Genomic DNA, 21699 nt, shown 5'->3' with positions numbered 1-21699 from the left:
GCTACCGATATGCAGTCGCAATCCCTTTGCGTTCTTCAATACATTCCGGCGCGCCCATCTCGAACTCGCGGCAGATCAGCGGGCGTTTTTCGTAGATCGTGCACCTCATGCTATCGCGATCCAGCGCCGCGCACCAACCATCGTCGAGCCGCAACATCACTTCTCCACCCCATTCGTCCGTGTCGATAAAGCGTTCGGGCACGCCAGTGTCAGTGATCAGCATCACTTCCAGTTGGCAACAGCACGCCGCGCACGTCGAACAAGTGACGGCAGGCTGGGGGATCTGATGGACAGGGATGGTTTTCATGGCGCGCAGTGTAAGGCAACCGCGCCCCTCAGGGTTGGCCCTTGATCGGGCACCCATTCCCCGCTTTATCTGAGTTGACGTCAGTGAGCATCGATTCGGTCGATGAAGGTAGCGGCCAGAGTACGGTCATGGACGAAACGGGGAGCGCCACTTCATGGGGGCGCTCGGCCAGTTGTGTCAGCACGTGATGTGCCGCCGTTTCGGCCGTCCACTGGACTGGGGCCGGAAAACAGTCGTCGAGGCTGAGCGAAGGGCTATCGAAGCCCGGATGAACCAGCGTCACGTCGATGCCCTCGGCCACCAGTTCGACGCGAGCCGACTCAAACAGAAAACGCATGCCTTTGCCGTCGGCCTCGCTATATGACGGTGGCAGGTAAGTCGCCGGGCTGGCGATGCCCACCAGATGGGACCGGTTGCCTGCACGCAGCAATGGCAGGGCAGTGTGAATGCAGAAGCTGGCCGCTATCAGATTGCTGCGCACAATGTGTTCGATGATCAAAGGGTCGGCGGGTTGGCCGTCGATGTATTCGGCGGTTCCTGCATTGAGAATCACGGTGTCCAGCGAGCCCCACTGCCGGGCAATCTGTTCGCCGATCTCGCGTACGGTCTGGCTGTCGGTCAAGTTGCCGGGTACCGCCAGTACTTGTCCCGGATAACGTGCCGAAAGGTCTTCACTCGAGCGCGACGAGCGCGAGCTAACGGCCAGGTGTGCGCCGGTTTTGAGTATCGCTTCGGCCAACGAAACGCCGATTCCGTTGCCCGCACCGGTCAGCCAATATCGCTTACGAGTTTCTAGACCCATTCCATACTTCCTTCGCCGAGCAGAGTGCACGAGTTTGGTATAAGACTGTATGGCCGCAGGGTTGAAATTGCATCTTACGGTCCGTGTTTTTCTGTTCGCTGATCGCCCGATTTCTTGGTTTTACACTTATCGAGTTGGCAGGTTTCTGAACGCCTGCAATGCACGAGCCCGGGACTGACTCAGGTCGACAATCGCCGGAGGATAATCCGTCACGCCAAACAATCGGCCCTGCATGTTTGGATTATGGACCTGTTGCTTATCGAGATCGTTCAGTTCAGGTAACCAGCGTTTGATGAACAATCCTTCACGGTCGAATTTCTCCGATTGACTCAAGGGGTTGAAGATCCGGAACCAGGGCGCCGCATCCGTCCCGGTTGAGGCGCTCCACTGCCAGCCGCCGTTGTTGGCGGCCAAGTCGCCGTCGATCAGGTGTTGCATGAAAAAGCGCTCACCCTCGCGCCAGTCGATCAGCAGGTTCTTGGTCAGAAACATCGCCACCACCATCCGCAAACGGTTGTGCATCCACCCGGTTTCCAGCAACTGGCGCATGGCCGCGTCGATGATCGGCAAGCCAGTGCGTGCCTGTTTCCAGGCCTCCAGCTCTTCGGGGGCGTTGCGCCAGGCCAGCGCTTCGGTTTCCGTACGGAACGCGCGATGGCGAGACACACGTGGATAGCCCACTAGAATGTGTTTATAGAACTCACGCCAGAGCAATTCATTGATCCATGTCACAACACCGACATTTCCGCTCTCGAATTCACCCTGGTTGGCCTGCAGCGCCGCATGCAGGCATTGGCGCGGCGAGATCACACCCGCCACCAGGTACGCCGAGAGCTGGCTGGTGCCTGGTCTGGCGGGGAAGTCCCGTTCGCTCTGGTAATAATCGAGGTGTTGCTCAGCGAAGGTGTCCAAACGCCGCTGGGCTTCGTTTTCACCCGCTGGCCAGAGGGCGCGCAGCGTTTCACTCGCAGGCGAGAAGCCTTCGACTTGCGTGGGCACCGGGTCGCTGACAATGCCGGTGGGTGCCTGCCGGGCCGGTTTGGCGACCAGGCCTGGCAGCGAAAAGTGCAGGCGGCTGTAACAGACCTTGCGGAACTGGCTGAACACCTGGAAATAGGTGCCGGTTTTGGTCAGCACACTGCCGGGCTTGAACAGCAGTTGGTCGAGGTGGCTGTGAAATTCGATGCCCTGGCCCTGCAACGTTCGGGCAACTTCGGCATCTCGATGGGTTTCGTTCAAGCCGTATTCTTCATTGACATGGACGGCGTCGATTGCCAGTTCGTGGCACAGCGAGAGCAGAATCTGCGGTGCCTGATCCCAGCGTGCAGCGTGGCGGATCAGCAGCGGGATGTTCAACGCCTCCAGGGCAGTGCTCAACGAGGCGAGGTTACGCAGCCAAAAGTCGATCTTGCACGGTGCATCGTCATGCGCGCGCCATTGTTCCGGGCTCGGCAGGTACACCGCCACACAAGGTCCCCGGGCTGCTGCGGTGGCGAGGGCGGTGTTGTCGTGCAGGCGCAGGTCGCTGCGCAGCCAGATCAGTTGCGTGGGGTTTTTCATTCAAATAAGTGCTCTGCGACTCAGTTCGCGGTAAGCCGATAACGGATCTTCGGCCCACGTAAGGTTGTCGGTCGAAATGCCTGTGGATAACCGGGCGTGATGGATCGATGCGGCCGGGCCGGCGATGATGATCGGGCAATCCACCCCACTGATCAGCTTGGGCAGTTGGGACAGGTTCAGCGCGTTGCTGGAGTACAGCAGCACTCCACGGGCTTTGAGGCGTTCGACGGCCAAGGCCAGTTCGCCTGCGGGTATCGGCCCATCGAACACCTCCACGGGGCAATCGGCGCTGCTGGCCAGCCAGGCGCTAAGCCACAATTGGGGCTCCAGGGGCAGGTCCGAATGGTTGACCAGCAGCATTGGCGCACCGCGCAACTGACGATTGTTGTGGTAGATCCGACTGCCGAATTTGCTGCGCAGCCAGGAGTACAGAAACACCCGCTCCAACTGCGCACCGAACTGGCCTTGCCAGCGCAATTGCAGTTCGGCCAGCAAAGGCAGCAACAACTGCTCGCACACCGTCCAGGGCGGATAAAGCGCCATAGCCTGGTTGACCAGATCATCGACCTGACGCTCGGCCAGTTGCGTGACCGCCAGCATCAGGGCGTGGCGCTGACGCTGCCAGTCGTTTTCCAACGGTTCACTGGGCGGCTGCGGTGTGTCGAGCAGCGGTTTTATCTTGCTCACCGCCACCCCCCGATCGATCCAGGTGAGGATGCTCAAGATACGTTGCACATGATCGGCATTGAACAGTCGGTGACCCTTGGGGGTGCGGTGCGGCACGATCAGGCCATAACGGCGCTCCCAGGCTCTCAGGGTGACGGCATTGACCCCGGTTTGGCGGGCGACTTCGCGTATGGGCAGCCAGCCCTGCGCCAGGGCTTTGGCGAAGTCGGCCCCCAGGTCTTCGCTGGCGCTGGAATCAGGTTCGCTTTTCATCAAATGGCATTTCGCAGACTGAGGTTTTCCGGGTGCGGTTGCAGGTAGACCTGCTGCGCCAGATAGGGATCGGGATGCAGGCGCAAGTGATGCTTGAGCAAGGTCAGCGGAACCACCAAGGGTACGATGCCGAGGCGGTATTGCCCGATGAGGTGTTGTACTTCCTGCTTGTCTTCGGCGTTGATGGCGCGTTTGAGGTAACCGCTCAGGTGTTGCAGCACATTGGTGTGAGTGCGGCGGGTGGCGCATTTCTTCAAAGCAGCCATCAAGGCGCTGAAGTAGCGTGCGCCCAGCTCGTCAGGATCGGCCTTGCCCATGTTGCCCAACAGATTGCCCAAGGCCTTGTATTGCACAGGGTTATGGGCCATCAACAGATATTTGTAGCGCGAGTGAAAGTGGATCAGGTCGCGGCGTGTCAGGCCTTTGCGGCGCAGCGGTTGCCAGGCCGCGTAGGCAAATACCCGGGTCAGGAAATTTTCCCGCAGCACCGGGTCGTTCAGGCGACCGTCTTCCTCCACCGGCAAGTCGGGGTGGCGCTCGCAAAACGCCTGGGCATAGATGCCGCGTCCGCCGCCGTCCTGTGGCACGCTGTTGTGATCGTAGACCTTGACCCGCTCCAGTCCGCAGGACGGCGACTTCTGCATGAAGATGTAGCCGCAGATGTCATCCAGTTCCTCGGCCATCTGCTCTCCGTAAGCGGCCAATGGCCGGGTTACATTGAGGTCGTGCCTGACCGTGCCGACCGCGTCGGGTCGTTCGGGATTGCCCACCAGCCGGATCGGCTCGCGGGGAATGCCCAGGCCAATGGCGACTTCAGGGCAGACCGGGACGAAGTCGAAGTAGTCGACCAAGGTACGGCTGCATAGCTGCGATTGCTTGTGTCCGCCGTTGAAGCGAACTTCAGCGCCCATCAGGCAGGCGCTGATAGCGATTTTCGGTTTGACGACGGCATCATGGGGCATGGGCGACCTCTGATTTCAAATCTTGTACAAAATAACATTTGTGTACAATATTTTCATCATAGATCCGAACGCGCACAAGTCAACCGCTTTTGCGTGTGGGGCGATGTGGTTTTTGCGCAGACAGGCTGCTGCCTGTTTCGACAGCAGCGGGTGACGTAGGCTGGCGCGTTCTATTGCAGGCTGGCGTGCAGACGGCGTGCGGCTTCCTGACCGCTTAGCCAAGCACCTTCGACACGACCGGACAGGCACCAGTCGCCACAAACATACATACCCAGGTCGGCATCGGCCAAGGCGCCCCATTCATGGTTGCCGGCGGGGCGCGCGTAAAGCCAGCGATGGGCCACGCTGAAGCTGGGCGCAGGCATAGCACTGTGCAGCAGCTCGGCGAACGCGCCGTGCAGGTGTTCGATCACCGCCTCCTTGGCCATGTCGATATGTTGGCGACTCCAGTCGCTGGTGGCGTGCAGCACCCAGGTGTCGAGCGTGCTGTCGCGCCCCGGTTTGCTGCGGTTGCGAGCCAGCCAGTCGAGGGGGCTGTCCTGGACGAAGCAGCCTTCCATTGAGGTATCCAGCGGTGTTTCGAAGGCCAGGGCCACGGCCCAGGTGGGGTCCATCTTCACGCCCGCCGCCACTGCGGCCAGCTTTGGCACGGCCGCCAGCAATGCCGTGGCCTGGGGCGCGGGCGTGGCGATCACCACCTGGCCGAAGGGGCCGTGGGTGAAGCCTTCCGCGTCCTGCAAGTGCCAATGCTCCTGACCGCGGTACACCTCGGTAATGCGACAGGAGAACTGCACCTGCAACTCGCCAAGCAAGGCGCGGGTGATGGCGCTCATGCGCGGGGTGCCGACCCAGCGGGTCTGCTCATCCGGCGACGGGCTCAGTTGCCCATCCTTGAAATGATAAAGCTGAGGTGTCCATTCCGCCGCCCAGCCCTGGGCTTGCCAACGCTGGACTTCCATCACGAAGCGGCGATCGCGGGCGGTGAAATACTGTGCGCCCATGTCCAGTGCGCCGGCATCACTGCGCTTGCTGGACATGCGTCCGCCACTGCCATGGCTTTTATCGAAGAGTTGAACGACATGCCCGGCCTCCGTCAGGGCCTGGGCGGCTGAAAGTCCGGCGATGCCGGTGCCGATGATTGCGATAGGTACAGTCATGAGGGCCTCGTTTACCTTTCTGTACAGACTACGCCGTCGTTTAAACCTGTACAATTAGGGTTTTTGGTATAAGTTTTACCGTTCGCGTTTTGACAGGGTGACCTATTGTTAAACACAGACCCTGCCTGATACGAAAAATCCCTGCTTATAAAAATAGACTAATGGGCTGGGTAAAACGCGATGCGAGGAACACTTCATGCACATATTGCTGACCGGCGGTACTGGTTTGATCGGACGTCAGCTCTGCCGCCACTGGTTGGCGCAGGGCCATCGCTTGACGGTGTGGAGTCGTCGCCCCGAAGACGTGGCGAAGATCTGCGGCGCGCAAGTGCGGGGTGTCGCCAGGCTCGAGGAGATTGCCGAGCCGGTGGATGCGGTGGTCAACCTCGCGGGTGCACCGATTGCGGATCGCCCCTGGAGCCATAAACGCAAGAAGTTGTTGTGGAGCAGTCGCATCACCCTGACAGAAGCGTTGTTGGCTTGGCTGGAGCGTAGCGAACACAAACCCGGGGTATTGATTTCCGGTTCCGCGGTGGGGTGGTACGGCGACGGCGGCGAGCGTGAGCTGACCGAGGACTCGGGACCGGTGAGCGAGGACTTCGCCAGCCAGTTGTGCATCGCCTGGGAGGAAACCGCGCAGCGCGCCGAGGCCATGGGCATACGGGTGGTACTGGTTCGCACCGGTCTGGTCCTGTCGGCCGAGGGCGGCTTTTTGTCGCGGCTGCTGCTGCCGTTCAAACTGGGGTTGGGCGGGCGTATTGGCAATGGCCGGCAGTGGATGCCGTGGATTCACATTGCCGATCAAATCGCTCTGATTGATTTTCTTCTGCACCGCGATGAGGCCAGCGGTCCTTATAATGCCTGCGCGCCGAACCCGGTGCGTAACCGCGATTTTGCCAAGGCCCTGGGGGGCGTGTTGCATCGGCCGGCCGTGGTGCCGATGCCGGAGCTGGCGCTGAAGGTCGCATTGGGAGAATTGTCATTGCTGCTGCTGGGCGGCCAGCGCGCAACGCCGGCCCGATTGCAGGCGGCGGGTTTCACTTTCCGCTTCACTGATTTGCATGCGGCTCTCGACGATTTGTCGAACCGCCTTTGAAATAGGACGTTGCATGACCGATCACGCGTTGCTTCTGGTGAATCTGGGTTCGCCTGCTTCTACTTCGGTGGCCGATGTGCGCCGCTACCTCAATCAGTTTCTGATGGACCCCTACGTCATCGACCTGCCGTGGCCGGTGCGGCGCTTGCTGGTGTCGCTGATCCTGATCAGGCGCCCCGAGCAATCGGCCCATGCCTATGCGTCGATCTGGTGGGACGAGGGCTCGCCGCTGGTGGTGCTCAGCCGTCGCTTGCAACAAGCCATGACTGCGCAATGGACCCAGGGGCCGGTTGAGTTGGCGATGCGTTATGGCGAGCCGTCCATTGAGTCGACCCTGGTGCGCCTGGCAAGTCAGGGCCACAAGAAGATCACGCTGGCGCCGTTGTATCCGCAATTTGCCGACAGCACAGTCACCACGGTGATCGAAGAAGCCAAGCGGGTAGTGCGCGAAAAGAAGCTCAATGTGCAGTTCTCGATTCTCCAGCCGTTCTACGATCAGCCGGAATACCTCGACGCCCTGGTTGCCAGCGCCAAGCCGTATCTGATGCAGGATTACGACCACCTGCTGTTGAGCTTCCATGGTTTGCCCGAGCGGCACCTGACCAAGCTCGACCCCACGGGTTTTCATTGCTTCAAGGACGCCGACTGCTGCAAAAATGCGCCGCCTGAGGTCATGGCTACGTGTTACCGCGCGCAATGCATTCGCACCGCCGACCTGTTCGCCCAGCGCATGGGGCTCAAGGATGGCCAATGGTCGGTGTCGTTCCAGTCGCGGCTGGGGCGCGCCAAGTGGATCGAACCCTACACCGAAGCGCGCCTGGATGAACTGGCTAAAAGTGGCGTGAAGAAAGTGCTGGTGATGTGCCCGGCGTTCGTGGCCGACTGCATCGAAACCCTGGAAGAAATCGGTGATCGCGGGCGCGAGCAATTTCGTGAGGCGGGCGGGGAGGAGTTGGTGCTGGTGCCGTGTCTCAATGATGATGTGCAATGGGCGCAGGCGTTGAGCACCCTGTGCGAGCGGGCACCGATCGCTTTGTAAAATTCAAGGGCCCAATCGTGAGCAGGCTCGCTCCCACAATGGATCTCGAGTGTTCAAAGATCCGCTGATGTGGGAGCGAGCCTGCTCGCGATAGCTATTTGACTGGCAGCACAAAACTTCAAGCTTGAGTCAGATCAGCGGCTCATCCGCCTTCTTCTGCTTCCAGCCGTCATTGCCCGGCAGGATCAGGTTCAGGGCGATCGCCACCACCGCGCACAGCGCGATGCCTTTGAGGCCGAAGTCGTCCGGGCCGGTGCCGGTGCCTACCAGCACACCGCCGATACCAAACACCAGCGTCACCGAAACGATCACCAGGTTGCGCGCTTCGCTCAGGTCGATCTTGTGGCGGATCAGCGTGTTCATGCCCACCGCCGCGATCGAACCGAACAACAGGCACAGGATCCCGCCCATTACCGGCACTGGGATGCTTTGCAGCAGCGCGCCGAACTTGCCGATGAACGCCAGGCTGATGGCGAAGATCGCCGCCCAGGTCATGATTTTCGGATTGTAGTTTTTGGTCAGCATCACCGCGCCAGTGACTTCGGCGTAGGTGGTGTTGGGCGGGCCGCCGAACAGGCCGGCTGCCGTGGTGGCGATGCCATCGCCGAGCAGGGTGCGGTGCAGGCCGGGTTTTTTCAGGTAGTCGCGACCGGTCACGCTGCCCACGGCGATGACCCCACCGATGTGCTCGATGGCTGGCGCCAAAGCCACCGGTACGATGAACAGGATCGCTTGCCAGTTGAACTCCGGCGCGGTGAAGTTCGGCAGGGCGAACCATGGCGCGGCGGCGATTTTGGCGGTGTCCACTACACCAAAATAAAACGCCATGGCAAAGCCCACCAGCACGCCGGAAATGATCGGCACCAGGCGGAAAATACCTTTGCCGAACACCGCGACGATCAGGGTGGTGAGCAGCGCCGGCATCGAGATCAGCATCGCCGTCTGGTAGGCAATCAGCTCGGTGCCGTCGCCGGCCTTGCCCATGGCCATGTTGGCGGCAATCGGTGCCATGGCCAGGCCGATGGAAATGATCACCGGCCCAATCACCACCGGCGGCAGCAAGCGGTCGATAAAACCGGTGCCCTTGACCTTCACCGCCAGGCCCAGGAAGGTGTAGACGAAACCGGCCGCCATCACCCCGCCCATGGTCGCGGCCAGGCCGAACTGGCCCTTGGCGAGAATGATCGGGGTGATGAAGGCAAAGCTCGATGCCAGAAACACCGGCACCTGGCGCCCGGTGACGATCTGGAACAGGATTGTTCCCAGGCCTGCGGTGAACAGCGCTACGTTGGGGTCCAGCCCGGTGATCAGCGGCATCAGTACCAGCGCGCCGAAGGCGACGAACAGCATCTGCGCGCCAGACAATACCTGGCGCCAGAGCGGATCGTTGAACTCATCCTGCATGCTCAAGCGTCCTTCTGCTTGGTACCGAAGATCTTGTCGCCGGCATCGCCCAGGCCCGGGATGATGTAGCCATGTTCGTTGAGTTTCTGGTCGATGGAAGCGGTGTAGATGGTGACGTCGGGGTGAGCGTCTTCCACGGCCTTGATGCCTTCGGGGGCCGCCACCAGCACCATGGCGCGGATGTCACGGCAACCGGCTTTTTTCAGCAGGTCGATGGTGGCGACCATGGAGCTGCCGGTGGCGAGCATCGGATCGATGATCATTGCCAGGCGCTCGTCGATTTCCGGCACCAGTTTTTCCAGGTAGGTGTGCGCCTGCAGGGTCTGCTCGTTGCGGGCCACGCCCACGGCGCTGACTTTGGCGCCCGGGATCAGGCTCAGCACGCCTTCGAGCATGCCGATGCCGGCACGCAGGATCGGCACCACGGTGATTTTCTTGCCGGCGATTTTTTCCACCTGGACCGTGCCGGCCCAACCGTCGATTTCATAGGACTCCAGCGGCAGGTCCTTGGTGGCTTCGTAGGTGAGCAGTGCACCGACTTCCTGGGCAAGTTCGCGGAAGTTCTTCGTGCTAATGTCGGCGCGGCGCATCAGGCCGAGTTTATGTCTGATCAGCGGGTGGCGGATCTCGAGGATGGGCATGGGGAAAGCTCCGGCGGCGGGCAAAAAAACCGGCCTAGATTAATCTATCCGAGGGTGTTGTCCTATAGACAATACAGAACGTTAGTCCACAAACGCTTGATCTGGCCGGGCGGGATGCGTACCTTTGCCCGCTTTTCCGAACCCGTCCCTCCCCCAACCTCCCCTGGAGAGCGCCATGTCCGCTGATCTCGAGCATATCCGTCAAATCATGCGAGAGGCTGACTGCCTGTACACCGAAGCCGAAGTCGAAGCGGCCATCGCCCGTGTCGGCGCGCAAATCAACGACCAGTTGGCCGATTCCAACCCGGTGGTGTTCTGCGTCATGAACGGTGGGCTGATTTTCTCCGGCAAACTGCTGACCTACCTGAACTTCCCGCTGGAAGCGTCCTATCTGCACGCCACCCGTTACCGCAACGAAACCAGCGGTGGCGACCTGTTCTGGAAAGCCAAGCCGGAAGTTTCGTTCATCGACCGTGACGTGCTGATCATCGACGACATCCTCGACGAAGGTCACACCCTGGGCGCCATCATCGACTTCTGCAAACACGCCGGTGCCCGCGCCGTGCACACCGCCGTGCTGATCGACAAGGACCATGACCGCAAGGCCCGTCCGGACCTGAAAGCCGATTTCGTCGGCCTGCCGTGTATTGACCGCTACATCTTCGGCTACGGCATGGACTACAAAGGCTACTGGCGCAATGCCAACGGTATTTTCGCCGTCAAAGGAATGTAATCGATGAACCAGCCGGGCTTTCTGGATCAAGCGCTGTTCAACGAACTGGCCGAGAAAGCCACGGCCAGTCCTCGCGGGCGCCAACACCACAATTTTCATCGGATGGACGAGCCTTGCCATCGCATGGCGGTTGGCTTGCAGCCGTCCACTTACATCCCGCCGCATCGCCACCTGAGCGCTGACAAGGCTGAAACCCTGCTGGTGCTCAAGGGCCGGCTCGGTGTGTTGATCTTTGATGAAACCGGGACGGTGGTGGACAAGCGTATCCTGCAGGCCGGTGGCGATTGCCTCGGTGTCGACCTGCCGGCGGGCGTTTACCACGGTTTAGTGGTGCTGGAAGCCGACAGCCTGATGTTCGAGTGCAAGGCCGGGCCTTACCGCCCGGTGGGCGACGGTGAACTGGCCCCCTGGGCGCCCCGCGAAGGCGAGGCGGGGGTGGCGCAGTACCAGGCCTGGATGCGCGCTCAGTTCGACTGAGCGGTGCTTCTGTGGCGAGGGAGCTTGCTCCCGCTGGGCTGCGCAGCAGCCCCAATTGCAGGTGGGTGCTACGCACCCAAGCGGGAGCAAGTTCCCTCGCCACAAAAAGCTGCGTGGCAACAGATCAATCAGGCCGGGCTTGAGTGTGCAGCGCTACCGGCGAGCCATTTTTCGCTTTTGGCCCGTGCCTGCTCCAGGGTCTGCACATACGCCAGTTGGCGCTGCTCGCGATGGATGCCGGCGCGGCGCAACTTCAGGCGTACCCGTGGCGCGGTTGCCACCAGAATCAGGCCGATGCCCTGCTTGCGGTAGTCCTTGAGGATGCTTTCAAAAGCCGCCAGCGCAGTCATGTCCAGCATCGGCACGGCGCTCATTTCCACCACCATCACCCGAATCCCCGGATCGAATTTTCGCAGCACATCCAGGGCCTTTTCTGCCGCGCCGAAAAACAGCGGTCCGCGAATGGCGTAGCAGCGAACGTGTTCGGGCATCTCCAGCAGGGCCTGATGGAAATGGCGCGGCAGTTCGGCGGTGTCCGTCAGCTCGCTCATGCGTTTGATGAACAGCCCGGCGGCCAGCAGCAGCCCGACGGCGACGGCCAGGACCATGTCGAACAGTACGGTCAGGCTCAGGCAGGTCAGTAGCACCAGCACGTCACTGCGTGGGGCGATACGCAAGGTGTGCAGCACGTGTCCGGCTTCGCTCATGTTCCAGGCCACCATCACCAGCAACGCCGCCAGCGCTGCCATGGGCAGATAGCTGAACAACGGCGCCAGCAGCACAATTGCCCCCAGCACCACGAGGCTGTGAATGATTGCGGCCAATGGCGAAAACGCGCCGCTGCGCACATTGGTGGCGCTGCGGGCAATCGCCGCCGTGGCAGTGATGCCGCCGAACAGTGGCGCCACCAGATTGCCCAGGCCCTGGCCGATCAGTTCGGCGTTGGGGTCGTGTTTACTGCCGGTCATGCCGTCGGCCACCACCGCGCACAACAGCGACTCAATGGCACCGAGCATGGCGATGGCAAAGGCAGGCCCGAGCAATTGGCGGATCAGATCGTAGGACAGTTCCAAGGAGCGGCCCTGATTGTCCGGGAGATTCCAAGGCCAGTCGAAACTCGGCAAAAATGGCGGGATGCCGGGGTAACTGATGCCGTCGACCACGTAGCTGAAACGTTCGCCCAATGTCGCGATTTGCCAGCCGCCGCTTTCCAGCGCCAGCCCCAACAGCGCACCCACCAACAGGGCGACCAGATGTCCCGGAACACGCGGCACCCAGCGCGGCCAGACAATCAATACCGCCAGGCAGATGAGGCCGATAAGGCCGTCGCCGAGCCGGGCGCTGGGCAGCGCCGTGATCAAGGCGCCCAATTGCTCGATGTAATGCTCGGCGTTGCCGACAGTGGTCAGGCCCAACAGGTCTTTGAGTTGCAGGGTGGCAATGACCACGCCGATCCCAGCGGTAAAACCGAGAACGACCGGATAAGGAATGTACTGGATCAGCCGCCCGGCCCGCATCAGGCCCAGCGCTATCAGGATCATGCCCGCCAGCATCGTGCACAGCAGCAGGCCGCCCAGGCCGTATTGCTGGGTAATGGGCAGCAGGATCACCACGAACGCCGCTGTCGGCCCGCTCACGTTGAAGCGCGAGCCGCCGGTGAGGGCAATCAGGGGGGCGGCCACCAGCACCGTGTACAAGCCATGCTGCGGCGGCACGCCGACGGCGATTGCCAGGGCCATGGCCAAGGGGATGGCAATGATGCCGACGGTCAGCCCGGCCACCAGATCTCCGCGCAGGCGTTCAAGGGTGTAACCGGCGCGCCAGGTTTGGCGCCAAGCGGCGAATATCGGTGGGGCGGAGAAGGACATGGGCACTCCACGCATGAAAGAAAGGGATACATCCTGAGCTTTGCCAAACACAAAACCCGTGGCGAGGGAGCTTGCTCCCGCTCGAGTGCGTAGCGCTCGCAAAATCTTGGAGCCGCTGCGCAACCCAGCGGGAGCAAGCCCCCTCGCCACAAAGGCATACACCGGCAGGCCGGGGCTGATGGCTCTTTGAGTATGCCGTGCTCGTGGCGCGGATGTATTGACCTGGATCGTTATTTTTACCGCCTGGGCTCATGCTAGAGTGCCGGGCCAAGATCCTGGAGCCTGTCATGAGTGTACTGACCCGCCGCTGCGCCGCTCTGCTGCTGATGTCCAGCCTGTCGTGGGCGGCCGTTGGCGCACCGATGCACAGTCAATTTCTGCCCCCCGACGATCTGGCGGTACGTCAGGAACAACCCGAACACCAGCAATTGCTCCAGGTCACCGAGTATTCGGTGGTGCTGGGCAATCAGCGTCAGTCCAACCAGCAACCGATACCAGTTACATCGCCGTTGCTGGTGCGCCTCAAAGGTAAACCCCTGAACAAAGGCGCCACCCTCAACCAGGTGATCCTGAACTTCGATGGCGAAAGCAAAAGCCTGAAAAAACCTGCCTTCGACGAGGCGAGCAAGACTCTGACCCTGTCTTATCCACAGGCCCAGTATCAAGTGGTGATCGATCTGCTGCGCAGCGACACGGTGTACGTGCAGTTCCTCAGCTACGCCAACGGCCATATCTGGGCCGACCTGCACACCGGCGCTGTACGCCCGCGTTGAGCCCCGAGGCCTGCCGGGGGTAAACTGCCCGCCCCCGTGAACTGTGCGAGCTGGAGCCCGGCAATGCGTAAAGACAAGAAACAAGTGATTGGTGACGAGATTGGCGATGAGCAGATCAAGCTGTTCCTCAATTTCGATCCGGTCGATGCCACTTCGCCGTCGCTGCACAAACTGATCAAGGCCTACCGTGGCCTGCGGGTCGACGACTTCGAGCGCTTTCTGACGTTTTTCGTCGAGGCCGGCTACGACCTCAATGGCAAGGATGAGCATGGCAACGATTTCGTGGCGCTGATCCAGGACCAGCGTAATGCCGAGGAATACATCGAGTTGATCAACAAGGCTCGTGGCTGATTACTTGGCGGCCTGCCTCGCAGGCCAGCGGGAGCAAGCCCCCTCGCCACGACAGCTTCTCCCATAAAAAATCTATGGTCACCCCCATTTTTGCAATACTGATTAATGGGTGAAGTGGTTGGCTTGCTTAAATCTATCCGGCGTCGATCCAGGGCATGCCCCGCGCCACGATGAGAGTCGCGCCTGACGATCCTGAAAAATGCCGCGGCTTCTGAAGCCGATTTTTATGTCAGGTTCTTCGTCAGGCCGGTGGGCCGTTCACGTCATCCGTTGTTCAGCTATCGCAAAACCTGAAGGGTGATTCGTGGTACTGCAACAACCGCAGGGTCAGGCGTTCAGCGCGTCTGGCCCTGCTTCATATTGCGTATGGTGAGCCGCTAGCGCCCACGCGATCCGCGCCAGCTTGTTAGCCAGGGCGCAGGCCACCACGTTCGAGTGTCGTCGCCCAAGCAATGAGCGCACCCAGTCGGCCAGAGCCCCTTTCTGGTGTTCTAGCCTCTGCATATAGACCCGAGCACATTGAACCAGCAACTGCCTGAGGTGCTTGTCGCCGCGCTTGCTGATACCCAGCAAATTAGCCCTGCCGCCGGTGCTGTACTGCCTGGGCACCAAGCCCACGGAGGCGGCGAAGTCACGGCTGCATCGGTACTGCCTGCCGTCCCCCATCTCTACAGCCAGCAGGCTGGCGGTGATCGGCCCGACACACGGCAAGCTCAGCAAGCGGCTGCCGAGATCATCGTCGGCCAGTTGGCTTGCCAGCTCTTTATCCAGCGTCTTGATCTGTTCATCCAGATAACAGAAATGCTCATGCAAGCGCTGTAACAGCACTGTCAACCGAACGGGCAACTCATGCTCAGCCAAAATACTCGCCAACCGCTTCATGATCGCCAGGCCCTTGGGCAGGCTGATGCCGAACTCCAGTAGGAAACCATGCATTTGATTGGCGGTTTTGGTGCGATCGCGTACCAGCGACTCGCGCAGGCGATGCAGAACGGAAAGCGTCTGCTGTGCCTCGGTTTTAGGCGAAACGAAGCGCATCGATGGACGCGAAGCCGCCTCGCAAATGGCTTCGGCATCCACGAAGTCATTTTTGTTGCCTTTGACGAAGGGGCGGACGAATTGCGGGGAAATCAGTTTGGCTTCATGCCCCATGGCCATCAGCTGGCGAGCGACGAAATGCGCCCCGGCACAAGCTTCCATCACCACGGTACAGGCCGGCAGATTGCCGAAGAGCGTCATCATCTGTTGACGCGAGAACTTCTTGCGAAACACCTCTCGGCCCAATTTGTCTTGGCCGTGCAGGTGGAAACTGTGTTTACCGAGATCGATCCCGATCAGCGCTGACTCGCTCATAATGATGGCCTCCGAAAACAAAACACCCTGCGAAAGCGTAGCCCTCGCAGGGTGTGGGGGTGACCATCTCATTAACGCCCCGCTCTCAGAAAGAACGGGGCGTTTTTTTATCCGGCAGAATCAAGCGAAGCTGGGTGTCTCGCTGCTTTCTTCAACCAGTTCCAGGGCGACGTTGTTCTGCGCATTGACCTTGCGATACAGCGCCGCGTCGGTTTCCAGCACTTTTTCCCGCGCCGGGAAGATCTCAGCGAGTTTGCTCGCCCATTCTCCCTTGGCTTTGTCCGGGAAGCAGCGCTCGATCAGGTCCAGCATGATCGAGACGGTCACCGAAGCACCGGGCGAGGCGCCGAGCAAGGCGGCGAGGGTGCCGTCCTTGGCCGCCACCAGTTCGGTGCCGAACTGCAGGACACCGCCTTTCTTCGGGTCCTTCTTGATGATCTGAACCCGTTGGCCGGCCACTTCCAGGCGCCAGTCCTCGGCTTTCGCCTCGGGATAGAAGCGACGCAGGGATTCCAGGCGCTGCTCCATGGACTGCATCACTTCGCTGATCAGGTACTTGGTCAGGTCCATGTTGTCCCGGGCCACGGCCAGCATCGGGCCGATGTTGCCGGCACGTACCGACAGCGGCAGATCCATGAGCGAACCATGCTTGAGGAACTTGGTGGTGAAACCGGCGTATGGCCCGAACAGCAGGGATTTCTTGCCATCGACCACGCGGGTGTCCAGGTGCGGCACGGACATCGGTGGCGAGCCCACGGCGGCCTGGCTGTAGACCTTGGCCTGGTGATGTTTGACCACTTCCGGGTTGTCGCAACGCAGCCACTGGCCGCTGACCGGGAAGCCACCGAAGCCTTTGCTTTCTTCGATGCCCGACGCTTGCAGCAGCGGCAATGCCGCCCCACCGGCGCCCAGGAAGACAAACTTGGCATCGACGTCACGGCTGCTGCCGGAATTGACGTCCTTGATGCTGACGGTCCAGCCAGCGCCGTTGCGCTTGAGGCCGGTGACGCGCTTGCAATATTTGACCTGGGTGTCCGGGGCGCTGGTCAGGTGCTTGAGCAACTGGTTGGTCAGGGCGCCGAAGTTGACGTCGGTGCCGTTCATGACGCGGGTGGCGGCGATGACTTCGTCAGCTGGCCGGCCCGGCATCATCAGCGGCATCCACTCGGCCATCACGGCCTTGTCCTCGGTGTATTCCATGTCAGCGAAGGCGTGATGCTGGCGCATCAGTTCAAAGCGCTTTTTCAGGAACGACACGCCTTTTTCACCCTGCACGAAGCTCAGGTGCGGGACGGGGGCAATGAAGGATTTGGATGAGCCGAACGTGCCTTTTTTGGTCAGGTACGTCCAGAACTGCTTCGACACCTCGAACTGGGTGTTGATGTGCACGGCTTTCTTGATGTCGACACTGCCATCGGCCGCCTGGGGCGTGTAATTCAGCTCACACAGCCCGGCGTGGCCGGTGCCGGCGTTGTTCCACGGGTTGGAACTCTCCGCGGCACCGGAATCCATCAACTCGACGACTTCCAGCGAGATCGCGGGGTCGAGTTCCTTGAGCAGCACGGCCAGGGTGGCACTCATGATGCCGGCCCCTACCAGAACTACATCGACTGCTTCGTTATGCGCCATTTAACGCGTCTCCAAAATCTGCAGCACCAAATTGTCGGCATGGCGGCCAGGAGTGGCGGGGCAGGTCAGTTGCGCCCCAGGTATCCATGGCCAGGATCGCCATGTCCGAATCTTCGCAATTTTTCGCAACTACTGCGGATGCATGCAGCCTGGCCTCAGAGTCCCATGAACTCATTTAAGCGCCGGGCAGGCAATTCGACTTATGGCCGAGACATCCGTTCGTGCAACCAAATCCGTAGCGGACAGGCTTCAGGCGCCGGTTCTTGAGCGATAGGCGGTCCTGTGTCGTTGGGCTGTTTCAGACGCTAATGGTGCTTGTTCAGACGCAAAACTATTCATTTGCTCGCCACACTCTCGTGAAGTTGTGAAAACCCGTTTTTTCACGCTCTTTTGAAGACGTGAACCTCAAAAAAGGGCTGTCCCAGCCTGGCACCGCGCCCGGTTTGGTTTGCCCCCATGTAATACATGACAGGCAAAACGGGCAGACAGCTCAGTGACCGAGCGTAATGACAGCTCTGCAGATTCGCGAAAAGTGGTGATTTGCTTGAAGAACAGCAAGCGCGCCAGCTTCACTCGATCTGTGTGGGCGGCTCTCTGTGGGCGGTGCGGGGTGCCAATACAAGCGCATTAGCGGTGTTGCGAGGCCCGATCAGGAGACGTCCTTATAATCGGGGGCAGATTGTATCGAAGAAACGCAGGGAAATGGTCGTGTTTAATGACTTTTATTAGCCATCCGGTCAGACGGCCAACAGTTGACGGTTGCGTGGGCGAGCGCCAAGGGTTTGCACGCGGGCGCTGGCGGGCAATGGCTGGTGTAGCCAGTTCAGGCGAATCTCTTCGATTTCCACCCAACCTTCACCCATGGGCTGCAGGTTGCATTGCTTGAACGCCTGGCAACGGCCGTTGCGGTCCAGCAGGGCGAAGCAGCGGTGCTGTGGGCGCGGAGTGAACAGGGAAATGAGAAAGCGCATGGTCGGACACCGTGTCGGGGAGCTTGTGCCAAGGCTGACAGGAGGCCATGACATGCCGATGTAAGGATCATGACAATGGCATGACACGAACCGGTTTTCCCATGGGGTGTCAGACATTTGAGTATTCATCGTGCAGCGCTAGTTCACCGCCATAGCGCACCGCTATACTGCGGGCCTGTTTGTGCCCGATTCTGGAGAGAAGAGCATGTTGCAACGCCTGTTGTTCGGTTTGATCGCTGTGACCAGTCTGGCCCTCGTCGGCTGCGCCCACAGCCCGCAACAACTTAACCCGGAGCCCAAGCTCAACGCCCAGCTGGCGCCCGTGGGCCGCGGCCAGCCGGTGGTGGTACGGGTGGTGGACGGTCGTCCGTCGCCGACCCTCGGCACCCGCGGCGGGCTGTACCCGGAAACCAGTGTGATCACGGTGCAGGGCGCGCAGATTCTGCCCAAGCTGCAGGCCCAGGCCGAAGCGGCGGTACGTTTGCTGGGCTTCACCCCTACCGCCAACGCGATGAATGCACCGCAACTGACCGTCACCCTGGCCGAGTTGAAGTACCAGTCGCCCAAGGAAGGCATGTATGTGACCGAAGCCACCATCGGCGCGACCTTCCGCTCCGAGGTGCAGAACGCCAATCGTCGTTACAGCGGTCGTTACGGTGCCTCGCTGGACCAGCGCTTCGGCATGGCGCCTAACCAGGACACCAACACCAAGCTGGTCAGCGACGTGTTGAGCGATGCCCTGACACGCCTGTTCAAGGACCCGACCATTGGTCAGGTGCTGGCTGAGTAAGTAGGACGTTCCGTACCCCCTGTGGGAGCGAGCCTGCTCGCGATGGCGGATCAGTCAACATTGAGGTGACTGACACTCCGCTATCGCGAGCAGGCTCGCTCCCACAGTTTTTTTGCAAGCAAGAAACCTTCATGCAGCCTGGGAATACAGCTCCAGCACGCTGATCCCAGTCAGCAGATCGGTCTCCGGAAGGTCGGCGTGTTGATGGCCGCCAAGGGCGCAATACACCAGCCAATGCCGATCCTGTACGTTGAAGGACAGGCTGCCGACGAGGTTCTGTTGTTCGTCGCTCGGGCTGATGAGATAGAGACGATCCTGGTTTTCGGCGTGGAGCATGGTGGGTTCCGGGCAGGTTTGAAGGGCGACAGGGTGGCCTATTCAGATGACGAAACCGTGACGTGAAAAATTAACCCAGGGCTTGCTGACGGATTCTGTGGCGAGGGAGCTTGCTCCCGCTGGGCTGCACAGCAGCCCCAAACTTGTCGCTGCGGTGTCTGAGGTTGATTGCCTCAGCTTCATTGGGGGCGCTTCGCACCCCAGCGGGAGCAAGCTCCCTCGCCACAAAGGAATATGGCATGCAGGGCAAGGGGATCGTTATTGGTCGGAAAAAGTGCAGTAGGCGAGGGCGCTTTCGGTAGAATTCACGCCGTTCGTAGGTCCCGGGCGCGTCCTGTCCGTTTATTGCTTGAGGTTTGTGATGTCGCTGCATTTGTTTTCGTTGTTCGCTGCTCACCCCGCCAAACTGATCAACCTGCTCGCATTGTTGTTTGCCTGCCCGGGCGGTTGGGTGCTGCATGCCACGCGTCGCCGTGAACAACGGGCGCGGGCCTGCCTTGAGGCGCGCAAGAGCGACGGCGACGAGCGATTCGAAGCCTTGCTGGACCTGGCGACCCAGCGCATGAACCGGTTTTTCTACCGTTTCGGCTTTGCCTGCCTGGGCCTGGCACTGCTGGTGTCGTGGGTCAGCACCCAGTTCTGATGGATAAAAAAAGATCGCAGCCTTCGCCAGCGCCTACAAGATGAACAATCGATTCATGTAGGCGCTGGCGAAGGCTGCGATCTTTTTGACAGGCGTCGCTTAAAGCGCCAATCCCGCCTTGACCCGATACTGATTACGCACCGGTGTCGCGTATTGCAGCACCAGGAATGGGCGGTGCTCCGGCGGGCAAGCGTCCAGCCGGCGCTGCCATTCTTCCTGGGCCTTGGCCAGTTCATCGGCGCCGAATACCTGGGCCGCTGTCGGCACCTGCAACTGCGGGTCGGCGTCGGCCCATTGGGCGTAAGCCAGGTAATGCACCGGGAACAGGCGGTAGCCGCCGAGAATCTGCCGGTCCATTTCCTGGGCCAGTTGCTTGGTGTCCTCGAACAGCTCGGTGATCGGCGCGGCGAAGTTCACGTGGACCCGACCCTTATAGCCGGTAATGCCCTTGGCGATGCTCACGTCGTCTTCGCCCGGTGCCTTGGTGTAGGTGCCGGTGGTGGCGCGGATGTACAGCTCGCGGGCCTTGGCCTGGTCGCACGGGTCGTATTCGTAGCTGATGGACACCGGCGTGAGGTTCAGCGACTGGATGACCTCGCCGAAGGGTTCGTCCTTGCGGCTCATGTGGAACATCTTGAGGATCGCCGATTCGGTGCGGTCGTCACCGTCCTTGGCCCGACCCTCGGCCTGGGCAATCCAGATCGAGGCGCAGTCGTTGCGGATCGAGTGATTGATATAGGCCGAGAGCAACTGGTACGCGGCCATTTTTTCCCGCCGTCCGGTGATGGAGCGGTGCACGATGAAGCTTTTGTTCAGACGCATCAGATCGCTGACAAAGGGCTTCTGCAGCAGGTTGTCGCCGATGGCGATGCGTGGCGTCGGCAAGCCGGCGTGGTACACGGCGTAGTTGACGAAGGCCGGGTCCATCACGATGTCGCGGTGGTTGGCGATGAACAGGTACGCGCTACCGGATTTGAATTGCTCCACCCCGGTGTAGGTCACGCCATCGGTGGCACGCTCGATCGTGTGGTCGACATAGAACTCCACTTTGTCCTGCAAAGTGGCGACCGATGTCACGCCGGCGAACTCACGACGCAACCTTTGCGCTATAAGAGGCTTGAGCATCCAGCCGAAAGCCCCGGCCAGGCGTGGGAAGCGGAAGTGGGTGAGGATATCTAGAAACGCCTTGTCGCCGAGCAGCCGTGCCAGCACCGCTGGGACTTCGCTGTCGTCGTAAGGTCGGATGGCATCGAATTCGCCCATCATGCTCTCTTGTAGGAAACGGCTAGGGTAAGTAAAGGTTCGATCGAAAAACCGACAGGGCACGGCCTGGAAGATCCGCCAGACAAAAATAGCCCTGCAAATAGACCGGCGATTATACGCACAAGTCACCTGGGAGACCGCGATGCTGGAAACCGCTCCGTATGAATGTCCGTATTGTGGTGAGGAAGTGGAAACGCTGGTGGACCTGTCCGGCGGTGATCAGACCTATATCGAGGACTGTCAGGTCTGTTGCCGACCGATAACATTTGTCCTGCAGGTCCACGATGAGGAATGGCATCTGGAAGTCTTCAGTGAAAACGAATGATGGGGGACGTCCATGCAGCGAATCTACGAGCTGGAAAACCTGATGGAAGGCGAACTGCTCCAGGGCATGCTCGCCAGCGAAGGCATCACCGCCCACCTGGTGGGCCGTGACCTGGTGGGCGGCGCCGGCGAGTTGCCGATGTATGGCCTGCTGGGACTGGCGGTGGAGGACGACCAGGCGCAATACGCCCGGGAGCTGATCGCCGCCTACAATGCCGCGCTGCCATTGCCCGGCGATGAGCCGGACAGTTACCCCGGCACATTGGTCTGTTAGGCTGGCG

At 60.6% G+C, this 21699-nt stretch carries 24 protein-coding genes; 10 read left to right on the top strand and 14 right to left on the bottom strand.

Translation table 11 applies throughout. The features are described 5' to 3' along the window. Nucleotide 1: 1 nt before the first annotated feature. The 6 genes from PSEUDOMOFG3G_RS22080 to PSEUDOMOFG3G_RS22055 form a co-directional block, all read right to left on the bottom strand. A complete protein-coding gene (locus PSEUDOMOFG3G_RS22080) occupies nucleotides 2-307 on the bottom strand; it encodes a YkgJ family cysteine cluster protein (RefSeq protein WP_076386300.1) in 306 nt (101 codons plus the stop codon). 28 nt (nucleotides 308-335) lie between these two features. Then, nucleotides 336-1109: an SDR family oxidoreductase gene (locus tag PSEUDOMOFG3G_RS22075; protein WP_139051143.1), complete on the bottom strand. Its 774-nt coding sequence runs from the start codon at nucleotides 1107-1109 to the stop codon at nucleotides 336-338. A 126-nt stretch (nucleotides 1110-1235) separates the two neighbouring features. Further along, entirely contained in the window at nucleotides 1236-2669 is a 1434-nt protein-coding gene (phrB, locus tag PSEUDOMOFG3G_RS22070; RefSeq protein ID WP_139051142.1) for a deoxyribodipyrimidine photo-lyase, read from the bottom strand. Further along, the gene (locus PSEUDOMOFG3G_RS22065; protein WP_139051141.1) at nucleotides 2670-3608 is read right to left on the bottom strand and encodes a MerR family transcriptional regulator; all 939 of its coding nucleotides are present in this window, start codon (nucleotides 3606-3608) and stop codon (nucleotides 2670-2672) included. It lies immediately after the preceding gene. Continuing rightward, nucleotides 3608-4570 (bottom strand): DUF523 and DUF1722 domain-containing protein, encoded by a 963-nt coding sequence (locus tag PSEUDOMOFG3G_RS22060; protein ID WP_047229407.1) that lies wholly within the window; start codon nucleotides 4568-4570, stop codon nucleotides 3608-3610. Before PSEUDOMOFG3G_RS22060 ends, PSEUDOMOFG3G_RS22065 begins: the two co-directional genes overlap by 1 nt. 170 nt (nucleotides 4571-4740) lie before the next feature. Next, a complete protein-coding gene (locus PSEUDOMOFG3G_RS22055) occupies nucleotides 4741-5727 on the bottom strand; it encodes an NAD(P)/FAD-dependent oxidoreductase (RefSeq protein WP_047229408.1) in 987 nt (328 codons plus the stop codon). A gap of 196 nt (nucleotides 5728-5923) precedes the next feature. On the opposite strand from PSEUDOMOFG3G_RS22055, the gene PSEUDOMOFG3G_RS22050 reads away from it, so the two are divergent. Both PSEUDOMOFG3G_RS22050 and hemH read left to right on the top strand, forming a co-directional pair. Next, on the top strand, nucleotides 5924-6823 hold the full coding sequence (locus PSEUDOMOFG3G_RS22050) for a TIGR01777 family oxidoreductase (protein WP_139051140.1): 900 nt from the start codon (nucleotides 5924-5926) through the stop codon (nucleotides 6821-6823). A gap of 13 nt (nucleotides 6824-6836) precedes the next feature. Further along, on the top strand, nucleotides 6837-7862 hold the full coding sequence (gene hemH / locus PSEUDOMOFG3G_RS22045) for a ferrochelatase (RefSeq protein ID WP_139051139.1): 1026 nt from the start codon (nucleotides 6837-6839) through the stop codon (nucleotides 7860-7862). 129 nt (nucleotides 7863-7991) lie between these two features. Here the strand turns inward: hemH and PSEUDOMOFG3G_RS22040 are convergent, their stop codons facing one another. Both PSEUDOMOFG3G_RS22040 and upp read right to left on the bottom strand, forming a co-directional pair. Beyond that, nucleotides 7992-9266 (bottom strand): uracil-xanthine permease family protein, encoded by a 1275-nt coding sequence (locus tag PSEUDOMOFG3G_RS22040; protein WP_076386292.1) that lies wholly within the window; start codon nucleotides 9264-9266, stop codon nucleotides 7992-7994. 2 nt (nucleotides 9267-9268) lie between these two features. Next, on the bottom strand, nucleotides 9269-9907 hold the full coding sequence (gene upp, locus PSEUDOMOFG3G_RS22035; RefSeq protein WP_030138594.1) for a uracil phosphoribosyltransferase: 639 nt from the start codon (nucleotides 9905-9907) through the stop codon (nucleotides 9269-9271). 175 nt (nucleotides 9908-10082) lie between these two features. On the opposite strand from upp, the gene PSEUDOMOFG3G_RS22030 reads away from it, so the two are divergent. Next, nucleotides 10083-10640, top strand: a complete 558-nt coding sequence (locus PSEUDOMOFG3G_RS22030) for a hypoxanthine-guanine phosphoribosyltransferase (RefSeq protein WP_047229412.1) — start codon at nucleotides 10083-10085, stop codon at nucleotides 10638-10640. 3 nt (nucleotides 10641-10643) lie between these two features. Further along, nucleotides 10644-11117 (top strand): WbuC family cupin fold metalloprotein, encoded by a 474-nt coding sequence (locus tag PSEUDOMOFG3G_RS22025; protein WP_139051138.1) that lies wholly within the window; start codon nucleotides 10644-10646, stop codon nucleotides 11115-11117. A 128-nt stretch (nucleotides 11118-11245) separates the two neighbouring features. Here the strand turns inward: PSEUDOMOFG3G_RS22025 and dauA are convergent, their stop codons facing one another. Further along, nucleotides 11246-12985, bottom strand: a complete 1740-nt coding sequence (dauA, locus tag PSEUDOMOFG3G_RS22020; RefSeq protein ID WP_047229414.1) for a C4-dicarboxylic acid transporter DauA — start codon at nucleotides 12983-12985, stop codon at nucleotides 11246-11248. 287 nt (nucleotides 12986-13272) lie between these two features. Between dauA and PSEUDOMOFG3G_RS22015 the strand changes: the two genes are divergently transcribed. Continuing rightward, nucleotides 13273-13758 (top strand): hypothetical protein, encoded by a 486-nt coding sequence (locus PSEUDOMOFG3G_RS22015; protein ID WP_047229415.1) that lies wholly within the window; start codon nucleotides 13273-13275, stop codon nucleotides 13756-13758. 63 nt (nucleotides 13759-13821) lie between these two features. Continuing rightward, nucleotides 13822-14109 carry a PA4642 family protein gene (locus tag PSEUDOMOFG3G_RS22010; RefSeq protein ID WP_047229416.1) on the top strand — a complete coding sequence of 96 codons (288 nt, stop codon included), beginning with the start codon at nucleotides 13822-13824 and terminating at the stop codon, nucleotides 14107-14109. A gap of 327 nt (nucleotides 14110-14436) precedes the next feature. Here PSEUDOMOFG3G_RS22010 and PSEUDOMOFG3G_RS22005 read toward each other — a convergent pair whose 3' ends face one another. The 3 genes from PSEUDOMOFG3G_RS22005 to PSEUDOMOFG3G_RS21995 all read right to left on the bottom strand — a co-directional run bounded on the left by PSEUDOMOFG3G_RS22005 (nucleotide 14437) and on the right by PSEUDOMOFG3G_RS21995 (nucleotide 18062). Then, nucleotides 14437-15462: an IS110 family transposase gene (locus tag PSEUDOMOFG3G_RS22005; RefSeq protein ID WP_139051137.1), complete on the bottom strand. Its 1026-nt coding sequence runs from the start codon at nucleotides 15460-15462 to the stop codon at nucleotides 14437-14439. 120 nt (nucleotides 15463-15582) lie between these two features. Next, nucleotides 15583-17091: a malate dehydrogenase (quinone) gene (mqo, locus tag PSEUDOMOFG3G_RS22000; protein WP_047229417.1), complete on the bottom strand. Its 1509-nt coding sequence runs from the start codon at nucleotides 17089-17091 to the stop codon at nucleotides 15583-15585. 737 nt (nucleotides 17092-17828) lie between these two features. After that, nucleotides 17829-18062 (bottom strand): hypothetical protein, encoded by a 234-nt coding sequence (locus PSEUDOMOFG3G_RS21995; RefSeq protein WP_047229418.1) that lies wholly within the window; start codon nucleotides 18060-18062, stop codon nucleotides 17829-17831. 205 nt (nucleotides 18063-18267) lie between these two features. Here PSEUDOMOFG3G_RS21995 and PSEUDOMOFG3G_RS21990 point away from each other — a divergent pair, with 205 nt between their 5' ends. Further along, nucleotides 18268-18852 carry a YajG family lipoprotein gene (locus tag PSEUDOMOFG3G_RS21990; protein ID WP_047229419.1) on the top strand — a complete coding sequence of 195 codons (585 nt, stop codon included), beginning with the start codon at nucleotides 18268-18270 and terminating at the stop codon, nucleotides 18850-18852. A 129-nt stretch (nucleotides 18853-18981) separates the two neighbouring features. Here the strand turns inward: PSEUDOMOFG3G_RS21990 and PSEUDOMOFG3G_RS21985 are convergent, their stop codons facing one another. Further along, nucleotides 18982-19188 carry a hypothetical protein gene (locus PSEUDOMOFG3G_RS21985; protein WP_047229420.1) on the bottom strand — a complete coding sequence of 69 codons (207 nt, stop codon included), beginning with the start codon at nucleotides 19186-19188 and terminating at the stop codon, nucleotides 18982-18984. 361 nt (nucleotides 19189-19549) lie between these two features. Between PSEUDOMOFG3G_RS21985 and PSEUDOMOFG3G_RS21980 the strand changes: the two genes are divergently transcribed. Then, entirely contained in the window at nucleotides 19550-19831 is a 282-nt protein-coding gene (locus PSEUDOMOFG3G_RS21980; protein WP_047229421.1) for a hypothetical protein, read from the top strand. Between the two features lie 99 nt (nucleotides 19832-19930). On the opposite strand, the gene PSEUDOMOFG3G_RS21975 is transcribed toward PSEUDOMOFG3G_RS21980, so the two are convergent. Continuing rightward, complete coding sequence (locus PSEUDOMOFG3G_RS21975; RefSeq protein WP_139051136.1) at nucleotides 19931-21097, bottom strand: 1-acyl-sn-glycerol-3-phosphate acyltransferase; 1167 nt, start codon at nucleotides 21095-21097, stop codon at nucleotides 19931-19933. Between the two features lie 139 nt (nucleotides 21098-21236). Between PSEUDOMOFG3G_RS21975 and PSEUDOMOFG3G_RS21970 the strand changes: the two genes are divergently transcribed. Both PSEUDOMOFG3G_RS21970 and PSEUDOMOFG3G_RS21965 read left to right on the top strand, forming a co-directional pair. Next, on the top strand, nucleotides 21237-21419 hold the full coding sequence (locus PSEUDOMOFG3G_RS21970) for a CPXCG motif-containing cysteine-rich protein (protein WP_047229423.1): 183 nt from the start codon (nucleotides 21237-21239) through the stop codon (nucleotides 21417-21419). Nucleotides 21420-21431: 12 nt separating this feature from the next. Further along, nucleotides 21432-21692, top strand: coding sequence for a putative signal transducing protein (locus tag PSEUDOMOFG3G_RS21965; RefSeq protein ID WP_014340166.1), 261 nt, complete (start codon nucleotides 21432-21434; stop codon nucleotides 21690-21692). The last annotated feature ends 7 nt before the right edge of the window (nucleotides 21693-21699 follow it).

It is taken from the genome of Pseudomonas sp. FG-3G, from assembly GCF_901007645.1.
In the GTDB taxonomy this organism is placed as follows: domain Bacteria; phylum Pseudomonadota; class Gammaproteobacteria; order Pseudomonadales; family Pseudomonadaceae; genus Aquipseudomonas; species Aquipseudomonas rhizophila.
Note: the sequence above shows the minus strand (reverse complement) of the source record. Positions and strands in the feature narration are given on the sequence as shown.